Origin of the sequence: Geobacillus uzenensis, assembly GCF_002217665.1 — a bacterium.
In the GTDB taxonomy this organism is placed as follows: domain Bacteria; phylum Bacillota; class Bacilli; order Bacillales; family Anoxybacillaceae; genus Geobacillus; species Geobacillus subterraneus.
In genome coordinates this window covers 379388-405269 of sequence record NZ_NEWL01000006.1, presented here as the reverse complement: position 1 = coordinate 405269, position 25882 = coordinate 379388, and the positions used below count along the sequence as shown (strand labels likewise).

The following is a 25882-nucleotide window of genomic DNA, read 5'->3' as shown; positions in this document are numbered from 1 at the left end:
TGTTTTCGTGGTGAGGAGCATTCGAAATGAGAAAAAAATGAGAAAATGAAAAAAACCATCAAATATATTGACAATGATAATTTTTATCAATTAGAATAAATCTGTGTTGGTGATAATGATTATCTATTTCAAAATAATTTGTCGACGTATTGGTTTCTACATGCTTAGTTGAGAGGTAGAAAAATGGGAGCTAAGAAGCCAAGCGTGGTTGAATGCTTCGGCGAGAGGTTGGACAACAGAAAGAAAAAGGATACATAGTCAAATCGCGCTCGGTTGTCGCTTCATTTAGTTTTTATGGAACGGTTGGACGGATGGGATGAGCGCAGATAAAAGAAGACAAACGGTAGGATGAGGACGATGAAAAAATGGGTGTTGTTGCTTTTTGGATTATCGCTTCTTTCCTTATTTGTCGGGGTACATGATTTATCGCCCCGTGAGCTGTGGGAGAGGGATCGTGATGCGTGGGAAATTTTCTTGATCAGCCGGCTGCCGCGGCTCGTCAGCATCATCATCGCTGGGGCGAGCGTCAGCATTTGCGGCTTAATTATGCAACAGCTTAGCCAAAACAAGTTCGTGTCGCCGACGACGGCAGGAACGATGGACTGGGCTCGGCTTGGGCTATTAGTGTCCATGATTTTGTTCGCTTCGGCTGCGCCCATCGTCAAGGCCGCTGTTGCTGTTTTGTTTGCATTTGTTGGAACACTGTTGTTCATGACGGTGTTAGATCGTGTCAAATATAAAGATTCGGTGTTTATTCCGCTTGTCGGTCTCATGTTTGGGAATATCGTCGGCTCGGTGACAACGTTTTTGGCGTATAAATATGATTTGATCCAATCGCTGTCCGCTTGGCTACAAGGCGATTTTTCGGTTATGATGCAAGGACGCTATGAGATGTTATACATTAGCGTCCCGCTTATGGTGGTCGCTTACGCGTATGCCAATCGGTTTACCATCGCAGGCATGGGAGAAGAGATGGCCACGAATTTAGGGCTTCGTTACCGATCGATTGTGTATACAGGACTGATCATTGTTGCGATCATTTCATCGATTGAAGTGTTGACGGTCGGCTCTCTGCCGTTTTTAGGGTTGATCATTCCGAATATTGTGTCAATGTATTATGGCGATCATTTACGCAAAGTATTACCGGTAACTGCGCTTGCTGGGGCGTTGTTCGTACTTGTTTGCGATTTGCTCGGTCGGATTGTCATTTATCCATATGAGATTCCGATCGGCTTAACAGTAGGGGTGATCGGGAGCGGCATCTTTTTATATTTGCTTATAAGGAGAACGAAGCAATATGTCTAACCGGATGAAAACAGCAGTGCTCGTTGTACTGGCCTTAGCTTTTATTGCGTTGTTCTTGCTTACTGAGCTGCGCGGCAACATTGAATATATTTTACGCTCCCGCGGTGAAAAAGTGACGGCGATGGTGCTCGTTGGCTGGGCGGGAGCGATTTCAACCGTTTTGTTTCAAACGATAACGAACAACCGGATTTTAACGCCAAGCATTATTGGACTTGATTCTGTGTACATGTTAATTCAGACAGCGATTGTGTTTTTGTTCGGGTCGACGACATTGACGATGATGAACGATACGGTGCATTTTCTCCTTTCCGCTGGGAGCATGATTGGCTTTTCGATTCTTCTCTATTCTTTCCTCTTTCGGCGGGAAGGGCAGACGGTGTATTTCATCCTGCTTGCCGGGATGATTCTGGGGACGTTTTTTCAAAGTGTGACATCGTTTATGCAATATTTGATTGACCCGAATGAATTTTCGATTATCCAAGACCGAATGTTTGCTAGTTTCAACAATATGAAAACCGAGTTGCTTTGGCCGGCTGGCATTGTCATTGTGATTGCTATATGGTACACATACCGGCATCTTCCCGAGCTCGACGTATTGTCACTCGGAAAAGATCACGCGATTAACTTAGGCGTCTCCTATGAGACGGTTGTCAAGCGGATGTTGATGATTATCGCCGTGCTCGTTTCCGTATCGACGGCGCTTGTTGGACCAGTCATGTTTTTCGGGTTGATTGTTGCGAACGTCGCTTACGCGTTTTTTCAAACGTATGAACATCGGTATTTGTTCGTAGGGGCGGCGTTGTTTGGTGTTATCGCTCTTGTCAGTGGTCAATGGGTAGTTGAGCGGGTGTTCACGTTTTCGACGACATTGTCCGTCATTATCAATATGGTAGGTGGAGCATATTTCCTATATCTGTTGTTAAAGGAGCGAAAAGCATGGTAGAAGTAAAAGAAGTATCGAAACGATACGGCGGAAAAAAAGTCGTTGATCAAGTGTCGCTTTCGATTCCCCGGCGTCAATTGACATCGCTGATTGGTCCGAATGGAGCGGGAAAAAGCACATTGCTTTCCATCATGAGCCGCCTCATTCCAAAAGATAGCGGTGAAGTATGGATCGATGGAAAAGAAATCAGCCATTATCGGACAGAGGAACTAGCGAAAAAGATTTCGATTTTAAAGCAGTCAAACCATATTGCCGCTCGTCTGACAGTGAAGGAACTCGTTTCATTCGGCCGATTTCCGTACTCGCGCGGCCGACTGACGCGCCAAGATAACGAATATGTGCGCGAAGCCATTCACTACATGGAGCTTAATGACCTACAGCACCGCTATCTCGACGAATTGAGCGGCGGACAGCGGCAGCGGGCGTATATTGCCATGGTGCTTGCGCAAGATACGGATTACATCTTTTTAGATGAGCCGCTAAACAATTTAGATATGAAACATTCGGTGCAAATGATGAAAGTGTTGCGCAACTTAGTGGATCAGCTGGATAAGACGATTGTTATCGTCATGCATGATATCAATTTCGCTTCCTGTTATTCCGATTACATCGTTGCCTTAAAGGATGGAAAAGTCGTTTCCGAAGGCGATGTATCCACCATGATGCGCAGCCAAGTACTGCGTGGCATTTACGATATGGATGTTCATATCCAAACGATTGAGAACAGACGCATTTGTGTATATTTTTAAGACCAGTCATTGCAATGGCGCGAATATGGCTAGAAGACTTATTCGGACGAGATGTAGCTTGTGTGATCCATAACGTGGCGGACTGTGCGCCCGTTTCATTGTCGGCATGACGTGCATGGTTTTCAACAAGGCTGGTGAAAAACAACGATCACTCCTAGCTGACGTTAGATCGCGTGAAATGAGAAGCCGATGCCGCAAAGTTTCTCCATTTGAGAAACAAGGCAGTAAAGCGACTTGCTCCTTTCATCACCGGCCTTCTAGATTCTTATGGTTGATTCAGCTTTTGCATTTGCTTAGGCAAGATTGGGCGCCCCTGGCTAAGCAGGAGAAAAAGCTGTCAACATATTGATTATGTCGATCATCATACAAATGGGGGGAAAAGCTGATGAAAAAGCGGTGGTTATCGGTTGTTGTTGCCTTGCTTCTTGTTGTATTAGCGGCTTGCGGAAACGGCAACAGTGAAAAGGCAAGCGGCAATACGAGCAATAACAACAACGAGGAAAAAACAGTTCAAGTCGAAGAGATCACTGTCAGTCATGAACTTGGCGAGGTGAAAGTGAAGAAAAATCCAGAAAAAGTCGTTGTGTTTGATTTTGGCGTGCTCGATACACTTGATCGCTTAGGGGTAAACGTGACGGGCTTGCCGCAAATGAACGTGCCATCGTATTTGGAAAAATATAAAAGCGGTGGCTATGAAAACGTCGGGAGTTTACAGGAACCGGACTTTGAAAAATTAAGTGAAATTCAGCCGGATGTCATCTTTATTTCCGGACGTCAAGCCAAGCTGTATGATAAGTTGAGCGAAATTGCACCGACGGTGTACATGGCTGTTGATACGAAAAACTATCTTGATTCTTTTTCCAGTAACATGAGATTATTGGGGCAAATCTTTGATAAGAAAGACGAAGTCGCTGCAGAATTGGAGAATATCCAAAAACAAATTGACTCCGTAAAAGCGAAAGCAGGCGACAAAAAAGCGTTGATCATTTTAACGACCGGTGGGAAAGTGAGTGCATATGGAAAAGGGTCACGCTTTGGGATTATCCATGATGTGCTTGGCGTCCAGGCCGTTGACCCGAATTTAAAAGCGGATACACCGCACGGGCAAAACGTGTCGTTTGAATACATTGCCGAGCAAAATCCGGATTACTTGTTTGTCATTGACCGTGACGCCGTTGTCGAAGGAAAACCGACAGCGAAACAAACGATTGAAAACGCGCTCGTGAAAAAGACGAAGGCATATCAAAACGGCCATATTGTGTACTTGGACCCGAATTATTGGTATTTGTCGGGGGGCGGTCTGACATCGGTATCAGAAATGATCAAACAAGTAGAAGAAGGATTGAAATGAGGAACAGGCGGGCTTAGACGGCCCGCCTGTATTCATAAAATGACCTGTTTTATTTTATAGATGTCCCGTTCGTGTTCGATGACTTTGTTTGAGAGGAAGGCGATATCAAGCTTTGCGTTGTTCAGCTCGTCGGTGAATGATTGGACATGGGCGTCAACCTTTTTCTCTAAGGAGTCGAGCCTTTGATGGATGGAAGAGACTTCACCGTGAAGTTTATGCACGTCCATGGCGAGGGCTTCAAGTGCAGCGTCGGTTTCATCCTGGCGGTGAAGCAGGGCAGACATCAAGTCATACAGCTCTTTTTGGCCGGCTTTGATATGGGCTTGTTCTTCTTCCAACCGCTTTTGGCCTTCAAGGAGAGCTTGCTGGATGAGTCGGAATTCTTCTTGTTCTTTCCGCATTTCTTGCTGTTCTCTTCGGATCTCCTGCTGTTCTTTTCGCATTTCTTGCTGTTCTCTTCGGATCTCCTGCTGTTCTTTTCGCATTTCTTGCTGTTCTCTTCGGATCTCCTGCTGCTCTTTGCGCATTTCTTGCTGTTCTCTTCGGATCTCCTGCTGTTCTTTTCGCATTTCTTGCTGTTCTCTTCGGATCTCCTGCTGCTCTTTCCGCATTTCCTGTTGTTCTCTTCGGATCTCCTGCTGTTCTTTTCGCATTTCTTGCTGTTCTCTTCGGATCTCCTGCTGCTCTTTCCGCATTTCCTGTTGTTCTCTTCGGATCTCCTGCTGCTCTTTCCGTATTTCTTGCTGTTCTCTTCGGATCTCCTGCTGCTCTTTTCGCATTTCTTGTTGTTCCGCTTCCAGCCGTTTGTGGCTTTCGACGAGGAGATGCAACGTGTTTTCGATATGACCGAGCCGGTCGAACAGTTGCAAGAGGATCTCTTCGCTCATGTTGGCCCCTCTTTCATCTTAATTTCCTTCATTATAGCACATATGTTCTTGTTAGACAAGCAGGAATGGTGTATATAGGAAAGCGTACAAACATATGATACAATGGATAAACAAACTGACAAATCTCAGTGCGGGCATCGGCCAGTACGTTTTAGAAAGGGATCGATGTATGCTTTACGTTTCTCCTGCCAAAATCGCAAGCTATTTTTATCATGAGTGCGAGCGGAATTTTTATTTTCAGTCGTTGGCGAAAGAGCGGCGCGGCGAGCTCGATGTGCCGGAAGAGCTGTTTGAGCGGCCCGCGGTGCATCAGAGCGTGCTGCGCCGAGGGGTTGAGTGGGAAGAGGAAGTGATTACGACCTATTTGGCCGGCCAAGTGCAGATGGGGAAGCGAGAGCCTGGCGCACCGATTTCCCACTGCTATTTGGATGGCGAGGAAACGATCCGCGAGTTGAAGCGGCCGAGCAAGCGATATTTGTATCAGCCGACATTGATCGCGCCGCCGCGCTTTTACGAACGGTACGGGTTGGATCGGGACGACATCCATTTTGCGGCGTGCCGCCCGGATTTGATTGAGTGCATACCGGGACAAAACGGCTTTGTGTTTCGCATCATCGACATCAAATCATCAGACGTGTTGAAGCTTTCCCACCGCGTGCAAACGGCGTTGTACGCCTTGATTTTGTCTTCCGTTTTAGAGGAGCACGGCATTAGGGGCAATGTGGATTGGCGCGAAGCGGGGGTATGGACGTACAAAACCGAGCAGCCGCAAGCAGCGGATATCAGCCAGTTGCTCCCGTATCTCGAACAGTTTTTGGCTGGCGAACTGACGGCGCTGGCTGGGAAGCAACTTGATGAGCTGTTTTGGCATTTGGATTATCGCTGTGAATGGTGCCCGTTCTATGATTACTGTTTCGACAAAGCGCGGAAACAGTCGCATATTTCCCTCGTTCCGTACTTATCGAACTACACGTCCCGCTTCATCCGTGAGCGGCAGCTGCCTGAGACGATCGGTGAGTTTCGCCAATTTCTTGAACGTCAAGAAAACAGGCATGTGCTGAAACAAAACGCCGGGCTGGCGCGCCAACTTCGGCGGCTTGAAGCGCAGCTTGAGGCGATTGCGGAGGAAAAGGTCGTTCCGTATGACCAGGCGGTGACGCATATGCCGATATGGGAAGACATCCGTCTGATTCTCACCGCGCAACGCGATCCGTTGACGGGGAAGATTGCGGCGGCATCGTTGTACCGTGTTGGTGGAACAGATGTGTTTGGAACGGGATCAGAAATGCATCATGTTATCGCCGGTTCGTTTGAGGAATGCGACGAGGTTGGCCGAAAGCTGGCCGATGCGCTGGACCGCCTGCTTCATACGGTGCACGATTACAACCGAGAGCGAGAGTGGCGGGCGCAAAAGTCCGTGCAGGCGTATGTCGTCGACAACTATGAATGGGACAATGTGCAACAGTTGCTTCAAGAGCTTTTGTTCGATCCAGAATATCAAGAAAAAGCCGTTCGGTTGCTGTCTTATTTTCATAGCAGCTCATTAGCAAGTGCCAGCGACCACCCAAGCGAAATGGTTCCGCTTCCTGTCGTTGTCCTGACAACGGCCGTGAGCCAGCTGTTCGCCTTGCCGGCGCATGTCGCGTACCGTCTTGAAGACTTGTCGCGATATATTGCGGCCTACAATGATTCGCCGTTTCTGTACTCGGCGAGTGAGCGTTTTTCATTTCGTTTGACAAACGCCATGAAACTGGATGTGCTGCACGACGCCTGGCAAACGGGGGACGAGGAAAAACGAAAAGCGGTCGAGAAGGAGCTAAGCCGGCGTCTTTGGGCCGCTCACAGCATCATTCAAGGAATCCGTGCGTGGGCCGAGAGCGTCGATCCTTCGCCACTTATGGTCTGGCCGGAAAAATTTGCTTTTCCCGATCTGGCTGATTACCGTGATCCGCTTGTGTCCAAGCTGGCGTTTATGGCGCGCTACGAGGCGCTATTAAACTACTTGGAAATTCGCCGAAGCCGCCTGCTCCCGCTTTCGGAGCGGCTTGAGAACGGAGTGACGCTTCATGTCACGTACCTTGGCGGCGATCGGTTCCGATTGAACAACCGCCAGGCGCTTGAAGCGATCGATCAAAGGGCGAGCTGGCTTTTGACGGAGTGCAATGAGGAAGGGGAAAAGGCGCAACAGGCGTTTCCAGATTATAAGTATTCCAGCGAATGGAAGCCGCCCCAATGGGCCAATTTGTACTTTACCCGCATTCGCGCCATCGAAGATGATGGCAAGACAGCTGAACTCGAGCTCGAGTTGCCCAAATGGCTCGACCGGTTCCCGCTTGTGGAAGGAGAGGAGTATCGGCTGTCGATCCGGCATGCCGATTTTACCACCCGGCGCGTCTTGCAGGCGTTGCAACAGTTGGATCAGGAAAATCATCGCATCTTGGACTTGATTCGCGATCCGATTCGCTATCGGAAAACGTTTCGTCCCAACTGGGATGTAGAGGAGGTGAAGGCGCTCCTCCGCCAAAGCGGGCTGACGAAAAGCCAGCGCCAGGCGTTTCTCCACTTTCTCCGCCATACGTTGACACTCGTCTGGGGGCCGCCTGGCACTGGAAAAACGCACTTTATCGCCGCCGCTCTTCAGTTGCTTATGGCGATTTACGAACATCAGGGGCGGAGGCTTGCCATTCTCATCTCCGGCTTCACTCACGCGGCGATCGAAAACGTTCTGCGCAAAATTCAGGAGCTTGCGCCGCGGCGCAGCGTCCATATCGCGAAACTTGGTGAGATTCAGACGGAAAACGCCAAAGGAATCGCCGAGGTGGCGGACCGTGACCTTCTCGGATGGTTTGGCAGCGGCGGCCATCGGGTGCTTGGCGCCACGCTGTACGGCATTCAAAGGGCATACGAAAAAGGCTATATAGAAGGGTTTGACGTCGTCGTCCTTGATGAGGCGTCGCAAGTCCGCGTGGCCGATTCACTGTTGGCGTTACGCCATGTCAAAAAAGCAGGCAGGCTGCTTATCGTCGGCGACCATTTCCAGCTGCCGCCGATCATTCAAGGGACGTATGCGGCCGGCGAAGGGGAGCCGCACTTGTTCGACTCGATTTTCCGCCTGTTGTTTGACGCCGATGTCGAGAAGCGGTATACCCGCCAATTGACGGACAATTTCCGTATGAATGAGGCGCTTTGCCGCTACCCGGCCGATCGGATTTATGGACGTGACTATACGGCGTTCACCCGCCAAATTGCCGAACAAACGCTGGCGCTCGTCGACGCTCCAACTGCCGATGAATGGGTGGAAGCGGCGATCGATCCTGACTATCCGCTTGTCGTCTGCACGTATGACGGCGTGTACGGTGCGCAAGAAAACGAGGCGGAAGCGCGTTGGGTGGCGAGTGTAACGAAAACGCTTCGGGAGCGGCTGCTTGATGACGACGGAAAACGATATCACGATACGCCAGACGGCGACAAGGCGTTTTGGCGCCGCGGCTTGTTTATCATCTCACCGCACCGGGCGCAGATCCGCGCCATCCGCCGTGCGCTTGAACGCGAAGGGCTGCGCTCGCCGTTTTTCGTCGATACGGTCGACAAAATGCAGGGGCAAGAGGCAGAAGCGGCGATCATCAGCTACGGCGTCGCCGACCCGGAACTGGCCGCGATGGAAGGGGAGTTCATCTACAGCCTCAACCGATTGAACGTCTCGCTCACACGCGCGCGAAAAAAGACGATTCTTTTCCTTTCCCGCCATCTGCTGTCCCCCTCGCTGCACGTGTTAGATAACGACGAGTATCGCGAAGGGGTCAACTTTATGTTGAGTCTTGAGCACTATGCATCAAAGCACGGAGAAGCCCGAACGTTCGTTGTTGACGGTGCCGTCTTGCACATGTATCGAGTCGGTTGCCGCGTGTTCGATCAGGTGGCTTCCCGCAGCCAGTAAGGAAAAGGGAATAGCGCAGCCGCTGACTGCTCGAGCTGCCATGCCGCCTTCCCCGCCCAACCGTTTGGATCGCTCCCGCGCATTTTGCGCGGTGCACGATCCAAAAACGGTGAAAAAACGGGGGAGGTGTGCATGGCAGTTTTTCTTTCGCGAAACGAAACATGACCTTGATTTATCAAAAGTTTGGACAGTTGACGTTTTTAGTCAATCATACAAGTTGACATAACCACATTTTATTTTTCGAGGGGGTGGAAGGGGTGTGCAAAATGGCCTCTTGCCGCCTTAGAAAATCAATGGTAAAATGAAGGTGCTCTTGAAAGAGGAAGGCCTCGTTTAGAGGATTGAAACATTCTTCCATTTCTTCTTTAGTGTAATTCTCAATATCTTGAAAGAGGAAAGCCTCGTTTAGAGGATTCTACCCCCCGCTTCCGTTCGCAGGAGGCGGGGGTGTTTTTCGGCTAGAAATGGAGGCAGGAAAACCGTTTGCCATGGCGAAATAATGGAAACACGAGCACTTTTTCGCGGACAAGAAACGCCGCAGCAAGGCGGCGTGGGGGAGGGGCGTGCGATGGCAAACGGCGGCAGGAGAGCGAAAAAAGCAACAAGCGCGAGGCTGGAGCTGGTTAAGGAGCTTTTTCCGGAGGCGGTGGCGGGCGAGGCGATTGACTGGGAGCGGCTGAAAAAGGCGCTTGGCTGCCAGGCGGAGGACGAAGTGTATGAGTTTACGTGGCCAGGAAAAGCGGAGGCGAAGCGGTTGGCGGAGATGCCCGCCACGGGAGTGCTGCGGCCCGACCGGGCGGCAAGCAAGCGGTGGGAAACGACGAACAACTGGTATATTGAAGGAGACAATTTGGAAGCGTTAAAGCTTTTGCGCTCCTCGCATGAAGGAAAAGTGCAGATGATTTACATTGATCCGCCTTACAATACAGGAAAAGCGTTGATGTACAAAGACAATTGGCGCAAGCGAAAACGCGCCGCTTCAGGTTTAGGGCGGGAAGAGGCGCTTGCCCATGCCGGCTGGCTCAACATGATGTACCCGCGCCTTTGGGCGGCGAAGGCGTTGTTGGCTGAAACAGGGGCGATCTTTATTTCTATTGATGATACGGAACAGGCGAATTTGAAAAAAATGTGCGATGAAATTTTCGGCGAGCGCAATTTTGTCGCGACGTTCATTTGGCAGCGGGCGTTTTCGCCGGTGAACATGAACAAGTTCGCCTCGCGCAATCATGATTTCATTTTATGTTATGCGAAAGATATCGACCGCCTCGCTTGGTACGGCTTGCCGCGCCATCCGGAAGCGGATGGGCGGTATGCCAACCCGGACAATGACCCGCGCGGACCGTGGACGTCCGGCGATTTGTCGGTCGGTCCGCCCATTCCGGAAAAAGTTTATGACATCGTGACCCCGGGCGGCCGGGTCGTTCCCCCGCCGAATGGGTATTGCTGGCGGGTGACGAAAGAGCGCTTTGCCGAATTGGCGGCGGACAACCGCATTTGGTTTGGCAAGGACGGAAACGGGGTGCCGCGCCTGAAGCGGTTTTTGCACGAGGTGAAACCGACGATGACACCGCTCACGATCTGGACGCATGACGAGGTGTCCCATTCGCAGGAGGCGAAAAAGGAGCTGAAGGAGCTGTTTGGTGGGGTGGCGGTGATGGATTACCCGAAGCCGGTTAAGCTGATTCAGCGTATGATCGCACTGACGACGAAGAACGATGATGTCATCCTCGACTTTTTTTCCGGTTCGGCGACGACCGCCCATGCGGTCATGCAGCAAAACGCCGAAGACGGGGGACGGCGGTCGTTCATCATGGTGCAGCTTCCTGAACGGCTGGCGGAAACGTCAGCGGCATATCAAGCCGGATTGCGGACGATTTGCGACATCGGCCGTGAGCGCATCCGGCGCGCGGGGGAGAAACTCGTACGGGACACAGGGAAGACGGAGCTCGATATCGGCTTTAAAGTGTTTCAAATTGAACGGAAATCAAACTAGCCCGCTCGCTAGGCGAACGGGCTGGTTCCTTTTCTAAACAGTTTTGCAGCGTGTTCTCGCCCTTAGTTCGGCCGCGGTCATGGGAGTGCATTTCCAGCCGGACTGGACGCGGCTTTCCCTATGGGTGCTGTCTTTATGGGCAACGGCTACAAGGATGCCGCGCGATGACGGTTGACAAACACGTCATATTCAGCGGCAATCGTTTCTTTCAGCTCGGTTAACGACGGAATGCCGCCGGTAAACGTGTACGTATCAAGACAAAGAAGCGAATATTCATCGCCCGGGTCGAACAAAAGGGTGACGACTTCTTCGGTTCCGGCGTCCACTTGCCGGACGGCGTCGCCGCCTTTTGGTTCAATGAGCACGTTTTGGTACGTTTCGCGGATGATGTAGTAACCTTCCTGCAATTGCTCGGCAAATAAATGTTCCATGTCCATCAGTTCGTGGACAATCATGGTTTAGGCCTCCTAGTTTGTGAAATTATTCTCAATGTCAGTATACAACGTGGGATCATCCATGTATATAGGGATCGGTGGAAGTTTGAAAAGTTGTCACTTTTGGATGTCCGTGTGGACGTGGTTGCGGGCGGGCAGAGGAAACAGGCTGTTCAAAAGGAATAGCGCCCCTCGATGATGGGCGCTATTCTCGTTCAGCCATAATGAACGCTACTCTTTTATAGTCGTCGATGCCGTCGGCCGATAATTTGGATGAAGATGGCGCCGGACAAAGAGGAAGTAGCAAACGATGACGACGGCGGTAATGAGCAGCGTTAGCAGCAACTGTGAAACCATTGATTCAATGAACAGCATCGAGGCGAGGATGACGAGCAAGACGAGAATTGTAAAATACGTTAAATATGGAAACAGCCACATTTTGATCTTCAAGTCGGTGCTGTTTTCGCGTTCAAGCTTTTGCCGCAGGCGCAATTGTGAGATGGCAATCACTAAATAGACGAGCAGCGCGATCGCTCCGGAAGAGTTGACCAGAAAGAGAAACACTTTATCAGGCGAAACGTAGTTCATGATGACGGCGATGTAGCCAAACAGCGTGCTGGCGATGACCGCCCGGACCGGAACGCCGTTTTTGCTGAGCCGTAAAAATGATTTTGGCGCCTCTCCTTTCTCAGCGAGAGAGTAAAGCATACGCGACGTTGTGTACAGTCCGGAATTGAGGCAGGACAAAACGGCAGTCAATACGATAAAGTTCATGATTTGGGCGGCCGCAGGGACGCCGACATGTTCTAACACGGCAACAAACGGGCTTTTCAAGACGCTTGCCGAGTTCCACGGCAGCAATGTGACGACAACGGCAATCGATCCGATATAGAAGACTAAAATTCGCCATGTCACCGATTTCGTCGCCTTCGACACCGCTTCTTGCGGCTCGGCTGATTCTCCGGCGGCGATCGTGACGATTTCTGTCCCGAAGAACGAGAAAATGACGATGACGATTCCGACAAGGATCGAACCGATGCCATGCGGCATAAATCCGCCGTGGCCGGTTAAGTTTTTCAGCCCAATCGGTTCGCTGCCCGGAGCAAGGCCGAAGATGAACGCTAAGCCAAGAATGAGGAAAAGCACGATGCTCGCCACTTTGATGAAGGCGAACCAATATTCAAACTCCCCGTAAGATTTCACGGACCAAACGTTTGTAAGCGTCATCAAAATGGTGAGAACAAGGCTAAGGAGCCATAACGGAATGGAAGGAAACCAATATTGGATGATCGCCGCTCCCGCATTCGCTTCAATCGCAATGACAATCACCCAAAAGAACCAGTACAGCCACCCAACCGTGAATCCTGCCCACGGGCCGATCGCTTCATGGGCGTAAGCGGCAAACGATCCGCTCGTCGGACGGGCCGCCGCCATTTCCCCAAGCATCCGCATGACAAGCACGACGAGCGCACCTGCTAGAGCGTAAGAAACAATGGCCCCCGGTCCTGTCGAGTGGATAACAGCTCCGCTTCCAACAAACAACCCGGCGCCGATGACTCCGGCGATGGCGATCATCGCCATATGGCGTTCTTTCAATCCTTTTTGCAGACCGGAATGATTCATCTGCATTCCCCCTTCGGAATAGTAGTTTGAATTGGTGGAATAGTCCGATTATATAATTATTTTTAGTGTATATGGAAGAGCCGTCCCCCACATTAGACAAAGTGCCAACAAAAAACAAAGGACGATTGGACAATTTGTCAATAGACGTTGCCATTTTAGAAGGAGTTTGGTCGTAAAGTTGCGAATATTCTTAACAAGGATGAAACAGAGGGGAGAGGGAAGGATGGAGTACAGCTTTCCTCTGACAGTCGCTGATGTATTAAAGAGAAACTATTTCCAAAAAGCGGTTGTTGTCGCTGGAAAAGAAGGGCTGTCAAGGCCAGTCAAGTGGGTGCATGTCGTCGAGGTCACAAAAATCAGCAACTTGCTGCGCGGCAAAGAGCTCATTTTGTCTACCGGTGTCGGGTGGCGGGAAGATGACGCATTGTTTTTATCGCTGCTTCGGCAGTTGATTGAATGTGACGCTTCGGGGCTATGCATCGAATTGGGAACGTACGCCTCCTCGATCCCAAAGGAGGCATTAGAGCTGGCTGACCGCCACCATTTCCCGCTCATTCTTTTTCTTGAGGAAGTTCCTTTCGTCGAGATTACCCATGACATTCACACGTATTTGATTAATCAGCAATATCAAATGATCTCCCAGCTTGAGTCGTATTCTCAAGAGTTGAATAAAAAGCTGCTGACGGTTCATCATTATCGGGAGATTTTAACGTTTTTGCACAGCTGCCTAGATGGGAGGTGAAAACATGTATTTTTGTATCAAACAACAGCTAAATGGTTTGACCAAAGAAGAATACTTGACTCTTCGAGAACTGTGCCATATTGCCAAGAACATGTACAACGTCGGATTGTACAGACCTTTTTGACTTGAACGTTCATGAGAGAAAAACTCCTTCACTTTCCTTGTGTGTCAAGGATTCATTCGACATCGGAACGAAAAAATCCTCCCGATTTTCGTTGGGAGGGTGCGAAATGTGAGTTACTCACCAACAACAAGTCATTGAGCAACTGTTGAAAGAAAACAAACAGCTACGCAAAGAAAATGAACAACTGAAGTACCGTGTTCAAGAGCTGGAAGCACGCACGAAAAAAAACAGCTCTAATAGCAATGGCGCATTAAACATCTTAAAGAAAAGTAAAGCTGTAGACCTGAGTGTCTTATGCTCTAGCGGCGAAGTGGACACGCCTCAAAGAATAAGGATTGCTTGAAGCAGTCAAACTTCTTTGGAAGCCCCCACTTCAAATTTTCGCTAGAAAATTAAGTGGGGGTAGTTCACACCGGATGATTATAGTGTTGGACAAATATAGCGATTTGCGTGAGGCCATCAACCGATATTTAGGGCCGATTATTGAGTATGACCGGAAATATAATGGAAAGCTGCTTGAAACGCTCAAAGTGTATCTGCAGTGCAACGGTTCGAAGCAAGAGGCGGCAAAACGGCTGTTTATCGTCCGGCAGACGTTGTACCACCGCATGGAAAAGCTAGAAAGATTCCTTGGGACTGATTTCATGGAAGCGGACAAGCGGTTGGCTCTCGAGTTGATGCTCAAAGCGTACGACTACTTGATGAGCGGCGGGGAGATGCATGGGCAACGGAGGGCCGCGCTTGGAGCCGAGTAAAGGCCATAGCCCTAGAGGGATGTGCGCAGTCCTAGCAGCGATTCGTCTCTAGTGGTTTAGGGTGAAAATGGTAGTCAAACTGTGGAACGGATGAAACGACTATTTTTACACTTTGTCTAATGAACCGTGGTGCGGGATGAGCGATAATGGCTGTAAAATAGAACGATTTCCAATGGAAGGGAGCCAAGCGGTGATGAGAACCGAACAAAGCCATCAACGATGGCTCGACAAAGACGACCGATACATTTGGCATTCGTTGAAGCCATACAATCCGAGTGCCACGGTTGTTGTAACCGAGGCAAAAGGGTGCTGGGTGACCGATGTCGCAGGAAACAACTATTTGGACGCGATGGCCGGGCTTTGGTGCGTCAACGTCGGGTACGGACGCGAGGAGCTGGCGGAAGCAGCGTACGAGCAGCTGAAAACGCTGGCATATTTCCCGCTCACGCAAAGCCACCTGCCGGCCATCGGGCTCGGGGAAAAACTCAACGAACTGTTAGGCGATGAGTATGTCATTTTCTTTTCCAACAGCGGGTCGGAAGCAAACGAAACGGCGTTTAAAATCGCCCGCCAATACCATCAGCAACGCGGGGAGCATCACCGGTACAAAATCATTTCCCGCTACCGGGCGTACCATGGGAATTCGATGGGGGCGCTCTCAGCGACCGGGCAGGCGCAACGGAAATACAAATACGAACCGCTCGCGCCAGGGTTCATCCACGTGCCGCCGCCGGATGTGTACCGCGACCCGGATGCGGCGGATGACCCGCGCCGGTTGCGGGCGGTCAAGGCCATTGATGATGTCATGACGTGGGAGTTGAGTGAAACGATTGCGGCCGTCATTATGGAGCCGATCATCACCGGGGGCGGTGTGCTCATTCCTCCGGACGGGTATATGAAAGCGGTCAAAGAAGTGTGTGAAAAACACGGCGCATTGCTCATTGTCGATGAAGTCATCTGCGGCTTCGGCCGGACGGGAGCGGCGTTCGGATTTCAACACTACGGCGTCAAGCCGGACATTATCACGATGGCGAAAGGCATTACGAGCGCGTATTTGCCGCTGGCGGCAATGGCGGTTCGGAAAGAGATTTACGAGGCGTTCAAAGGAACAGGCGAATACGACTATTTCCGCCATGTCAATACGTTTGGGGGCCATCCGGCTGCTTGTGCGGTGGCGCTGAAAAACATCGAGATTATGGAGGAGGAGCGTCTGTTTGACCGTTCGCGTGAAGCGGGCGAATGGCTGCTTTCGGCACTGAAAACGAAACTGGCCGACCATCCGTACGTCGGGGATGTGCGCGGCCAAGGGCTGCTTGTCGGCATTGAATTGGTCGCCGACCGAGCGACGAAAGAGCCTCTTGATGTGTCGCTTGTCAATCAAGTGATCCATCGATGCAAAGAAAACGGCCTCATCATCGGCAAAAACGGAACGACAGTCGCCGGGTACAACAACGTGCTCACCTTGTCGCCGCCGCTGTGCATCACGGATGATGAACTTTCGTTTGTGGTCCGCGTCTTGAGCGGGGCGCTAGCGGCCATTCAATAAGAAGAACAAACGCCAGCTTGGGTCGACAGGCTGGTGTTTTGTTTGCCTTCGTGCAGACATTCGGAAAAACATAGAAGCAGGCCGCTGTCGCTAGGGTTGGACGTTCTCCCGGTTTCGAGATGGGAGATTCTTAGACATCTGCCTTAGGGCAGGCTGCTGGATCATCGATTCCTGTGCGTTTGACGAAAGATCGATCATGAACACTGAATGGTCAGAACCGTTTTAACTCCATCCAAATACATACGTTAGTGGAATAGCTAAGTCCTCAAATTGTGCGGAATGCAGCGTGTCTTGTTGCCCGTAGGTGGCATGCCGTTGATAGGCTCCTTCGTGCAAATGGTATACATGAATCATTTTGTTAGCCGTATCGACGATCCAATATTCTGCAATGCCGTAGTGTTGGTACGTGTAAAATTTTTCGTTGTAATCTTTTAAAGCGGTTGAAGGTGACAAAACTTCAACAACTAGCGCAGGCGCCCCGTAACATCCTTTTTGGACAATCTGTTTTTTATTGCAAATCACGGCAATATCGGGTTGGACAATGTCATCAGGGGTTTCATACGTTTCATTTTTGCTAAGGAATACATCAAACGGCGCCATAAAGACGTAACAATGTTGGTTTTGGAAAAAATGGCGCAAAGCAAAATACAATTCTCCGACGGCAAATTGATGTTCCGAAGATGGAGCAGGTGTCATATTATAGGCTTTTCCATTTATCAGTTCCCAGCGACCTTCCCATGTTTTCCAGTCAGCGTACGTGTAAATTTTGTTCAAGTCAGGGGTATTGCCCACTGTTTCACCTTCTTTCATCTTAAAGATATGTTTGTTTACAGTTTAACATAAAGAAGTCAAGGAAGTGTAGGAAGGACTTTCATTAGACGTTTATTTATCACCCGCTTACGCTCACAAGCGGGAGTGAGGGTCTTCTTGGTTCAGGATGATAAAAAAGGAATCTGGCGTTTGTTTGTCGAATGACATGAGTGAAGAATGTATGGGGAAAGGGAGAGAATGATGTCCGCATTTCAAGCGTTTGTTGTCAACAAAACCGAAACAGAATTTACCGCCGGCGTGCAGACGATATCCATGGATGATTTGCCGGAAGGAGACGTCGTTGTCCGCGTCCATTATTCAAGCGTCAACTACAAAGATGGATTGGCGTCCATTCCGGACGGCAAAATTGTGAAAACGTATCCGTTCGTGCCGGGAATTGATTTGGCCGGGGTGGTTGTTTCGTCGCAACATCCGCGTTTTCGCGAAGGGGATGAGGTGATTGCGACCGGTTATGAAATCGGTGTGACGCATTTCGGGGGCTACAGCGAGTACGCCCGGCTGCACGGCGATTGGCTCGTGCCGCTGCCAAAAGGGTTGACGTTGAAAGAAGCGATGGCGATCGGCACGGCTGGGTTCACGGCGGCATTGTCCATTCACAGGCTTGAGGAGCATGGGTTGACGCCGGAACGCGGACCGGTGCTTGTCACGGGGGCGACGGGCGGCGTCGGGAGTCTGGCTGTGTCGATGCTCGCGAAGCGCGGCTATACGGTGGAAGCGAGCACAGGCAAAACGGCGGAGCACGACTATTTGCGCGCCCTCGGCGCCAAGGAAGTGTTGACGCGCGAAGACGTCACGGCTGAACGCATTCGTCCGCTGGATAAGCAGCGCTGGGCCGCGGCGGTCGACCCGGTCGGCGGCCGGACGCTGGCGACGGTGTTAAGCCGCATCCGCTACGGCGGAGCGGTGGCGGTGAGCGGACTGACCGGAGGGGCGGAAGTGCCGACGACGGTCCATCCGTTTATTTTGCGCGGTGTCAGCTTGCTTGGCATCGATTCTGTCTATTGTCCAATGGATGTGCGCCTCCGCATTTGGGAGCGGCTCGCTGGCGACTTAAAGCCGGATTTGGAGCGGATTGCTCAAGAGATTTCGCTCGCTGAATTGCCGCAAGCGCTTAAGCGCATTTTGCGCGGCGAACTGCGCGGCCGGATGGTGGTGCGGCTGGGATGACGTTTGGGACGCGATCTGATTGAAGCAGCACCAAAAGCCCGATGCTCTTCATACCCCTTTTTCAATTGTCCTTGATAGTAGCCCTCCCTGAAGGAAAAAGAGTGAAGGGGACGAACAGGCAAGTGTGCGGGAGAATATAAGAGAAAGACGCAGGAAAAAGCACCTGCGTCTTTTTTGTGATCTTGAACCCATTTCTCGACGTGAGCGCAGGTGGGGGAGCGTTCATCCCCGCAATTGATACCGCTCCAGCTCGGAGAAAAAGTCTTTCACAAACCGGTAGAATACTTTCACCGATGGGGCAAGCTCGTGATGATCGGAAATGATGATGCCGACGTTGCGCTTTACTTGCGGCATTTCAATCGGCACCTTGGCGGCGTAACGAAGCAAGCTTTCTGACAAGGCGCTTTCCGGCAGGAGAGTGACGCCGATGCCAGCGGAGACAAGCCCTTTAATGGCATCGAGATCTTCGCCTTCCGATGAAATGTTGGGCGAAAATCCGGCTTGGTGGCAAGCGTCAATAACGATTTGATGCAAAATGTATCCTTTTGGAAACGTTACAAATGGATCATGGCGCAGTTCGTTCAATACGATCCGGTCGCGGCGGGCGAGCGGGTGGCTGTTTGGCAAGAGGGCGGCAAACGGCTCGGAAAATAAAATTTCTCCCTTAATGCCGATTTCGCGCGCCGGAATCGGTCCAAGAAACGCCAAATCAATTTCCCTCTTTTTCACCGCTTCAATCAAATAATGGTACGATCCTTGACGAAGATGGAACGAGACGTTCGGGTGCTCGCCTTTGAAAGCGGAAATGACCATCGGCATCATATGGCTGGCGAGGCTTGTCGGGAAGCCGATTTTAATCGTCCCGCGTTCCGGGTCCAAATATTCCTCAATTTGTTGCTTTGCATCGTCGACCGCTTTTAGCACCGCTTCCGCGTGCGGCAAAAAGTGGCGTCCGATCGGGGTGAGCTTCACGTTCCGCCCTTCGCGTTCAAAGAGCTGGACGCCAAGCTCCGCTTCGAGGTTGGCAATTTGCCGGCTGATCGCCGACTGGGCGACGTGAAGCGCATCGGCCGCTTCAGACACGTGTTCGCGCTTGGCGACTTCAACGAAATATTGCAGCTGTCGTAATTCCATTTTTCCACCCCTTTCCCTTTTATCGAAAAATGAGATTGATTTCATCTAAATTATATATTGTTTATATTAATTTTGAAAACTACAATAAATATTACAGACAATTCGGAACGGGAGGGGAAGGCAGCATGAAACACTACGGATTACCGAAAGCACAAGGGCTGTATCGCCCGGAATTTGAACATGATGCATGCGGGATCGGGTTTTATGCTCATTTAAAAGGAAAACCGTCACATGACATTATTGAAAAAGCGCTCCATATGCTTCGCCAGCTTGAACACCGGGGCGGCCAAGGCAGCGATCCGGAAACGGGCGACGGTGCGGGCATTATGATGCAAATTCCGCACGAGTATTTTCAAGCGGTGTGCGGCGAAATGAACTTGCCGGCAAAAGGTCGCTACGGGGTCGGGATGTTCTTTTTGCCGGAAAATGAAGAGAAACGGGCGCATTATGAAGCAAAAGTAAATGAAATCATCGCCCGGGAAGGACAGCAGCTGCTCGGCTGGAGGACGGTGCCGGTTGACGACAACAAACTTGGCAAACTGGCGCGGCAAAGCAAACCGTTCATTCGCCAAGTGTTTGTTGCTGCGAGCGACGACATTACCGAAGAACTGGCATTTGAACGGAAATTGTATGTCATTCGCAAACAGTTTGAAAAGTGCGTGGAAAACAATGAGTGCTATGTGGCGAGCTTCTCGAGCCGGACGATCGTGTATAAGGGGCTTTTGACGCCGGAACAAATTGATGCGTTTTATTTGGATTTGCAGGATGAACGGTTCCGCTCGGCGTTCGCCCTTGTGCACTCGCGTTTCAGCACGAACACGTTCCCAAGCTGGGAGCGGGCTCATCCGAACCGTTATTTGATCCATAACGGCGAGATCAACACGCTCCGCGGCAACGTCAACTGGATGGCGGCGCGCGAGAAACAATTTGTCTCGGAAGCGTTCGGCGCCGATTTGGAAAAGGTGACGCCGATTTTAGATACAAACGGAAGCGATTCGTCAATTTTGGACAATGCGTTTGAATTTTTCGTTCTTGCTGGCCGGAAGCCGGCCCATGTGGCGATGATGCTCATTCCGGAACCGTGGTTTTGGGATGAACAAATGGATGACGCGAAAAAGGCGTTTTACGAGTATCATAGCTGTTTGATGGAGCCGTGGGACGGCCCGACGGCGATTTCGTTCACCGACGGCAGGCAAATCGGCGCCATTTTGGACCGGAACGGCTTGCGTCCGGCCCGCTATTACGTGACGAAAGACGACTACATTATTTTCTCGTCCGAAGTCGGCGTCATCGATGTCGACCCGAACAACATTTTATATAAAGAACGGCTGAGCCCGGGGAAAATGTTGCTTGTTGATTTGGAGCAAGGGCGGATCATTTCTGATCAGGAAATTAAGGAAGAAATGGCGAGCCAACAGCCGTACCGTCAATGGATTGACGAGCAAATGGTGACGCTTGGCGACTTCAACGTTCCGGAAACGGTTGAAGCGCCGAAATCGCTCATTAAGTTGCAAAAAGCGTTCGGCTACACGTTCGAAGATGTCGAAAAAATGATTTTGCCGATGGCGACGGAAGGGAAAGACCCGACGGGTGCGATGGGCATGGACGCTCCGCTGGCGGTGCTGTCGGAACGGCCGCAAAGCTTGTTTAACTACTTCAAGCAGCTGTTTGCCCAAGTCACGAACCCGCCGATTGACGCAATTCGCGAGTATGTCGTCACGTCAACGATGACGCTGCTCGGCAAAGAAGGGAATATTTTGCATCCGGACGCCAAGGCAGCGCGGCGCATTCGCCTTGAGACGCCGCTATTGACAAACGAGGAACTGGCAGCTCTGAAAGCCAATCCGTATCCAGAGTTTTCGTGCGCGGTGCTGCCGACGCTGTTTACGGATGACTTGAAACGAGCGCTTGACGAGCTGTTCGCCAAAGCGGATGAGGCGGTTGAAAGCGGCGCGACGCTTCTCGTTCTGTCCGACCGCGGCGTTGATGAAACACATGTGGCGATTCCAGTGTTGCTTGCGGTAAGTGGGCTTCACCAGCACCTCGTCCGGAACGGGACACGGACGAACGTCAGCCTGCTTGTTGAAAGCGGCGAAGCGCGTGAAGTGCACCATTTTGCGGCGCTGATCGGCTACGGCGCGGATGCCATCAACCCGTATTTGGCGCTCGAGACGATCCGTCAGGCAGCGGAAAACGGTACGATCGCCTTGTCGTACCGTGAAGCGGTGAAGGCGTATATGAAAGCGGCAGTCGACGGCGTTGTCAAAGTGATGTCGAAAATGGGGATTTCGACCGTGCAAAGCTACCGCGGCGCCCAAATTTTTGAAGCGGTCGGCATCAGCAACGAGGTCATCGATGAATACTTCACTGGCACAGCGTCGCAAATTAGCGGCATCGGGCTCGGCGAAATTGCGCAGGAAGCGAAAATGCGCCATGAAGCAGCATTTGGCGCCCGTCACGAAGACGATGTGTTAGATACCGGCAGCGAGCTGCAATGGCGGCGCAACGGCGAACACCATGCGTTCAACCCGCAGACGATCCATTTGTTGCAATGGGCGTGCCGGAAAAATGATTACAATCTTTATAAGCAATATTCGAAACTGGCCAATGAAGAACAGTTGACGTTCTTGCGCAACTTGTTCGACTTCGATCCGAACCGGACGCCGGTGCCGATTGACGAAGTCGAGCCGGTCGAGTCGATCGTCCGCCGCTTCAAAACCGGAGCGATGTCGTTTGGCTCGATCAGCCAAGAGGCGCATGAGGCGTTGGCGATTGCCATGAACCGGATCGGCGGGAAAAGCAACAGCGGTGAAGGCGGGGAAGACCCGGCTCGCTATGTGAAGGACGAAAACGGCGACTGGCGCCGCAGCGCGATCAAGCAAGTCGCTTCCGGGCGTTTTGGCGTGAAAAGTCATTATTTAGTCAACGCCGACGAATTGCAAATTAAAATGGCCCAAGGGGCAAAACCAGGCGAGGGCGGACAGCTTCCGGCCAACAAAGTGTACCCATGGGTCGGCAAAGTGCGTGGCTCGACGCCGGGGGTGGAGCTCATTTCTCCGCCGCCGCACCATGACATTTACTCGATCGAAGATTTGGCCCAGTTGATTTATGATTTGAAAAATGCGAACAAAGACGCACGCATTAGCGTCAAGCTCGTGGCGAAAGCGGGCGTTGGCACGATCGCTGCCGGGGTAGCGAAAGGAAACGCCGATGTCATCGTCATCAGCGGTTATGACGGCGGCACGGGCGCTTCGCCGAAAACGAGCATTAAACATGCCGGCCTGCCGTGGGAGCTTGGTTTGGCGGAAACGCACCAAACGCTGATGCTCAACGGCTTGCGCGACCGTGTCGTCCTAGAAACGGACGGCAAACTCATGACCGGCCGTGACGTTGTGATGGCTGCGCTGTTTGGGGCCGAAGAATTCGGGTTTGCGACGGCACCGCTCGTCGTTTTAGGCTGTGTCATGATGCGCGTCTGCCATTTGGATACGTGTCCAGTCGGCGTGGCGACACAAAATCCGGAATTGCGCAAGAAGTTTGCGGGTGAGCCGGAACATGTTGTCAACTTCATGTACTTTGTCGCCCAAGAAGTGCGTGAAATTATGGCTGAGCTCGGCTTCCGCACGATCGATGAAATGGTCGGCCGCGTCGATATTCTGAAAGTGAGCGAGCGGGCGAAAGCGCACTGGAAAGCGAAACATCTCGACTTGTCCCGCCTGCTGCACCAAGTCGATGGCCCGCGCACTTGCGGCAAAGGACAAAACCATCGTTTGGAAACGACGCTTGACTATACAGAAATTTTGCCGGCGGTGCAGCCAGCGCTTGAGCGGCAAGAGCCGGTTGAACTCGAACTCGCGATCCGTAACGTTCACCGCACGGTTGGGGCGATGACCGGCAGCGAAATTTCGAAGCGCTACGGCGAGGAAGGGCTGCCGGAAGATACGATCCGCCTCCGTTTTGTCGGATCAGCCGGGCAAAGCTTTGCGGCGTTTGCGCCGAAAGGAATGACACTCGAGCTTGTCGGTGACGCGAACGACTACGTCGGCAAAGGGCTCTCGGGCGGAAAGGTGATCGTCCGTCCGCCGCTTGAGGCGTCGTTTGCGTCGGCAGACAACGTCATTATCGGCAACGTTGCCTTCTACGGAGCGACGAGCGGCGAGGCGTACATTCGCGGCCGCGCCGGCGAGCGGTTTGCGGTGCGCAACAGCGGTGTCCATGCCGTTGTCGAAGGCGTCGGCGACCACGGCTGTGAGTATATGACCGGCGGCCGTGTGGTCATTCTCGGCTCGGTCGGCAAAAACTTTGCCGCCGGCATGTCGGGGGGCATCGCCTACGTTCTCGCTGATGAAGACAGCTGGCAACAAACAGCCAACCGAGAGCTCGTCGCGTTTGAACAGCTCGAAGACGAGCAAGAAATGCTGGCAGTGCGTCGGATGATCGAAAACCATTACCGCTATACGGGAAGCCAGCGGGCGGCGTTAGTGCTTGACGAGTGGGACGTCTATGTAAAGCGGTTTGTCAAAGTGATTCCGCGCAACTACAAACTGATGGTTGAAACGATTCAAATGCTTGAACAGTCCGGGCTTTCGTATGAAGAAGCTGCCATGGCGGCGTTTGAAACGGTGGCGAAACGGAAAAAAGCGGCTGCCGCCAGCGCCCATGTGCTGCAAGTGGCCGCAAAATAAGGCCACCCTTTTGGGCGGCTGCAACATGGCGACGCCTTGGCCCCGCGGCCCGCGCGGGGCTCGCTTTTTGACTGGCTAAACAGGCGGGAAGGCCGCATGAGAGAAGAGAGGACGTGTACGGAAAGAAGGAGGGGAACCATCGTGGGAAAAACAACAGGATTTATGGAATATGCTCGCGAGGAAGAGAAAAAGCGTGACCCGCTTTCCCGTCTTGACGATTGGAAAGAATATGCACAGCCGTTTTCCGAGGAGGTGCTGGCGCGCCAAGGGGCTCGCTGTATGGATTGCGGCACGCCGTTTTGTCATATGGGATTGGAGCTGAACGGCCTCACCTCCGGTTGCCCGGTGCACAACTTAATTCCGGAATGGAATGATTTAGTGTACCGCGGCCGTTGGAAAGAAGCGCTTGATCGGCTTTTGAAAACGAACAACTTCCCGGAATTTACAGGCCGCGTCTGTCCGGCACCGTGTGAAGGCTCGTGTACGGTGGCGATTTCCGATCCGGCAGTGGCGATTAAAGGGATCGAACGGGCCATCATTGATAAAGGGTTTGCCGAAGGATGGGTGAAACCGCGTATCCCGAAAGCGCGCACCGGGAAAAAAGTGGCCATCGTCGGCTCCGGTCCGGCTGGGCTCGCCTGTGCCGATCAGCTCAACCAAGCCGGCCATTCGGTGACGGTGTACGAGCGGGCCGATCGCATCGGCGGTTTGTTGATGTACGGCATTCCGAATATGAAATTGGAAAAAGAAATCGTCGAACGTCGCGTCCGTTTGCTTGAGGAAGAAGGTGTTACGTTTATTACGAACACGGAAGTCGGCAAGGACATCACGGCCGACGAGCTGCGTGCTGAGTATGATGCGGTTGTTTTATGCGTCGGAGCGCAAAAGCAGCGCGACTTGGTTATTGAGGGGCGGGAGCTTGAGGGCGTCCATTTTGCCATGGATTATTTAACCGGGGTGACGAAAAGTTTGCTCGATTCGAATTTTGCCGATGGACAGTTTATTGATGCCAAAGATAAACATGTCATCGTCATCGGCGGCGGCGATACGGGGGCTGACTGTGTAGCGACCGCGCTGCGGCAAGGCTGTAAAAGCGTTGTCCAGTTTGGCAAACATCCGGCTCTTCCGGACAAGCGTCTAGACAGCAATCCGTGGCCGCAATACCCGCTCGTCTTTACGCTTGATTATGCATACGAAGAAGCGAAAGCAAAGTTCGGCGCGGATCCGCGTCAATATTGCATCCAGACGAAAAAAATCGTTGGCGATGAGTATGGCCGGGTGAAAGAACTGCATACGATCCAAATGGAAAAAACCGTCGATGAAAACGGCAAAGCCATCTTTCACGAAATTCCGGGGACAGAACAAGTGTGGCCGTGCGACCTTGTTTTCATCGCCATTGGCTTCGAAGGGCCTGAGCAGCCGGTGTTGAAGCAGTTCGGCGTGGAAACAGTCAACAATAAGGTGAAGGCTCCGTACGGCAAATATACGACAAACATTGAAGGCGTGTTTGCGGCCGGCGACGCCCGCCGCGGCCAAAGCCTGATCGTTTGGGCGATCCACGAGGGCCGGGGGGCGGCCCGTGAAGTGGACCGGTTCCTGATGGGAGAGACGAAGCTGCCGTCGTAATGGTGGATTCCTCCTTAAAAAGCGCTGCTTTTTAAGGAGGATTTTTTATT

The 25882-nt window shown here is 51.8% G+C and carries 15 protein-coding genes and 2 pseudogenes; 12 read left to right on the top strand and 5 right to left on the bottom strand.

The features are described from left to right. Window positions 1–357 precede the first annotated feature (357 nt). The 4 genes from B9L21_RS09445 to B9L21_RS09430 all read left to right on the top strand — a co-directional run bounded on the left by B9L21_RS09445 (window position 358) and on the right by B9L21_RS09430 (window position 4348). Window positions 358–1305 carry an ABC transporter permease gene (locus B9L21_RS09445; RefSeq protein ID WP_063166160.1) on the top strand — a complete coding sequence of 316 codons (948 nt, stop codon included), beginning with the start codon at window positions 358–360 and terminating at the stop codon, window positions 1303–1305. Then, complete coding sequence (locus tag B9L21_RS09440; RefSeq protein WP_063166159.1) at window positions 1298–2248, top strand: iron chelate uptake ABC transporter family permease subunit; 951 nt, start codon at window positions 1298–1300, stop codon at window positions 2246–2248. Before B9L21_RS09445 ends, B9L21_RS09440 begins: the two co-directional genes overlap by 8 nt. After that, window positions 2242–2997, top strand: a complete 756-nt coding sequence (locus B9L21_RS09435; RefSeq protein WP_063166158.1) for an ABC transporter ATP-binding protein — start codon at window positions 2242–2244, stop codon at window positions 2995–2997. Before B9L21_RS09440 ends, B9L21_RS09435 begins: the two co-directional genes overlap by 7 nt. Before the next feature lie 385 nt (window positions 2998–3382). Further along, on the top strand, window positions 3383–4348 hold the full coding sequence (locus B9L21_RS09430) for a siderophore ABC transporter substrate-binding protein (RefSeq protein WP_063166157.1): 966 nt from the start codon (window positions 3383–3385) through the stop codon (window positions 4346–4348). 32 nt (window positions 4349–4380) lie between these two features. Here B9L21_RS09430 and B9L21_RS09425 read toward each other — a convergent pair whose 3' ends face one another. Then, the gene (locus B9L21_RS09425) at window positions 4381–5001 is read right to left on the bottom strand and encodes a hypothetical protein (RefSeq protein ID WP_413229274.1); all 621 of its coding nucleotides are present in this window, start codon (window positions 4999–5001) and stop codon (window positions 4381–4383) included. A gap of 403 nt (window positions 5002–5404) precedes the next feature. Between B9L21_RS09425 and B9L21_RS09420 the strand changes: the two genes are divergently transcribed. Together B9L21_RS09420 and B9L21_RS09415 are read left to right on the top strand one after the other, a co-directional pair. Next, window positions 5405–9172: a bifunctional RecB family nuclease/DEAD/DEAH box helicase gene (locus B9L21_RS09420; RefSeq protein WP_063166156.1), complete on the top strand. Its 3768-nt coding sequence runs from the start codon at window positions 5405–5407 to the stop codon at window positions 9170–9172. Between the two features lie 568 nt (window positions 9173–9740). Then, window positions 9741–11165, top strand: a complete 1425-nt coding sequence (locus tag B9L21_RS09415) for a site-specific DNA-methyltransferase (protein WP_063167366.1) — start codon at window positions 9741–9743, stop codon at window positions 11163–11165. Window positions 11166–11311: 146 nt separating this feature from the next. Here B9L21_RS09415 and B9L21_RS09410 read toward each other — a convergent pair whose 3' ends face one another. After that, window positions 11312–11620 carry a hypothetical protein gene (locus B9L21_RS09410; protein WP_063166155.1) on the bottom strand — a complete coding sequence of 103 codons (309 nt, stop codon included), beginning with the start codon at window positions 11618–11620 and terminating at the stop codon, window positions 11312–11314. 210 nt (window positions 11621–11830) lie between these two features. After that, window positions 11831–13228, bottom strand: coding sequence for a GABA permease (gene gabP / locus B9L21_RS09405; RefSeq protein ID WP_172796427.1), 1398 nt, complete (start codon window positions 13226–13228; stop codon window positions 11831–11833). A 217-nt stretch (window positions 13229–13445) separates the two neighbouring features. Here gabP and B9L21_RS09400 point away from each other — a divergent pair. The 3 genes and pseudogenes from B9L21_RS09400 to B9L21_RS09385 form a co-directional block, all read left to right on the top strand. Then, window positions 13446–13952, top strand: a pseudogene (locus tag B9L21_RS09400) (PucR family transcriptional regulator ligand-binding domain-containing protein); the annotation flags it as partial. A 570-nt stretch (window positions 13953–14522) separates the two neighbouring features. Further along, window positions 14523–14843, top strand: a pseudogene (locus tag B9L21_RS09390) (helix-turn-helix domain-containing protein); the annotation flags it as partial. A 193-nt stretch (window positions 14844–15036) separates the two neighbouring features. Beyond that, window positions 15037–16389, top strand: a complete 1353-nt coding sequence (locus tag B9L21_RS09385; RefSeq protein WP_063166150.1) for an aspartate aminotransferase family protein — start codon at window positions 15037–15039, stop codon at window positions 16387–16389. A gap of 222 nt (window positions 16390–16611) precedes the next feature. Here the strand turns inward: B9L21_RS09385 and B9L21_RS09380 are convergent, their stop codons facing one another. Continuing rightward, window positions 16612–17199, bottom strand: a complete 588-nt coding sequence (locus B9L21_RS09380) for a Uma2 family endonuclease (protein WP_033011094.1) — start codon at window positions 17197–17199, stop codon at window positions 16612–16614. Between the two features lie 201 nt (window positions 17200–17400). On the opposite strand from B9L21_RS09380, the gene B9L21_RS09375 reads away from it, so the two are divergent. After that, window positions 17401–18387 carry an NADPH:quinone oxidoreductase family protein gene (locus B9L21_RS09375; protein WP_063166149.1) on the top strand — a complete coding sequence of 329 codons (987 nt, stop codon included), beginning with the start codon at window positions 17401–17403 and terminating at the stop codon, window positions 18385–18387. 222 nt (window positions 18388–18609) lie between these two features. On the opposite strand, the gene B9L21_RS09370 is transcribed toward B9L21_RS09375, so the two are convergent. Continuing rightward, window positions 18610–19521, bottom strand: coding sequence for a LysR family transcriptional regulator (locus tag B9L21_RS09370; RefSeq protein ID WP_063166148.1), 912 nt, complete (start codon window positions 19519–19521; stop codon window positions 18610–18612). Window positions 19522–19646: 125 nt separating this feature from the next. Here B9L21_RS09370 and gltB point away from each other — a divergent pair, with 125 nt between their 5' ends. Both gltB and B9L21_RS09360 read left to right on the top strand, forming a co-directional pair. After that, window positions 19647–24206 carry a glutamate synthase large subunit gene (gltB, locus tag B9L21_RS09365; protein ID WP_063166147.1) on the top strand — a complete coding sequence of 1520 codons (4560 nt, stop codon included), beginning with the start codon at window positions 19647–19649 and terminating at the stop codon, window positions 24204–24206. A 141-nt stretch (window positions 24207–24347) separates the two neighbouring features. Continuing rightward, window positions 24348–25832, top strand: coding sequence for a glutamate synthase subunit beta (locus tag B9L21_RS09360; protein ID WP_063166146.1), 1485 nt, complete (start codon window positions 24348–24350; stop codon window positions 25830–25832). Window positions 25833–25882 lie beyond the last annotated feature (50 nt).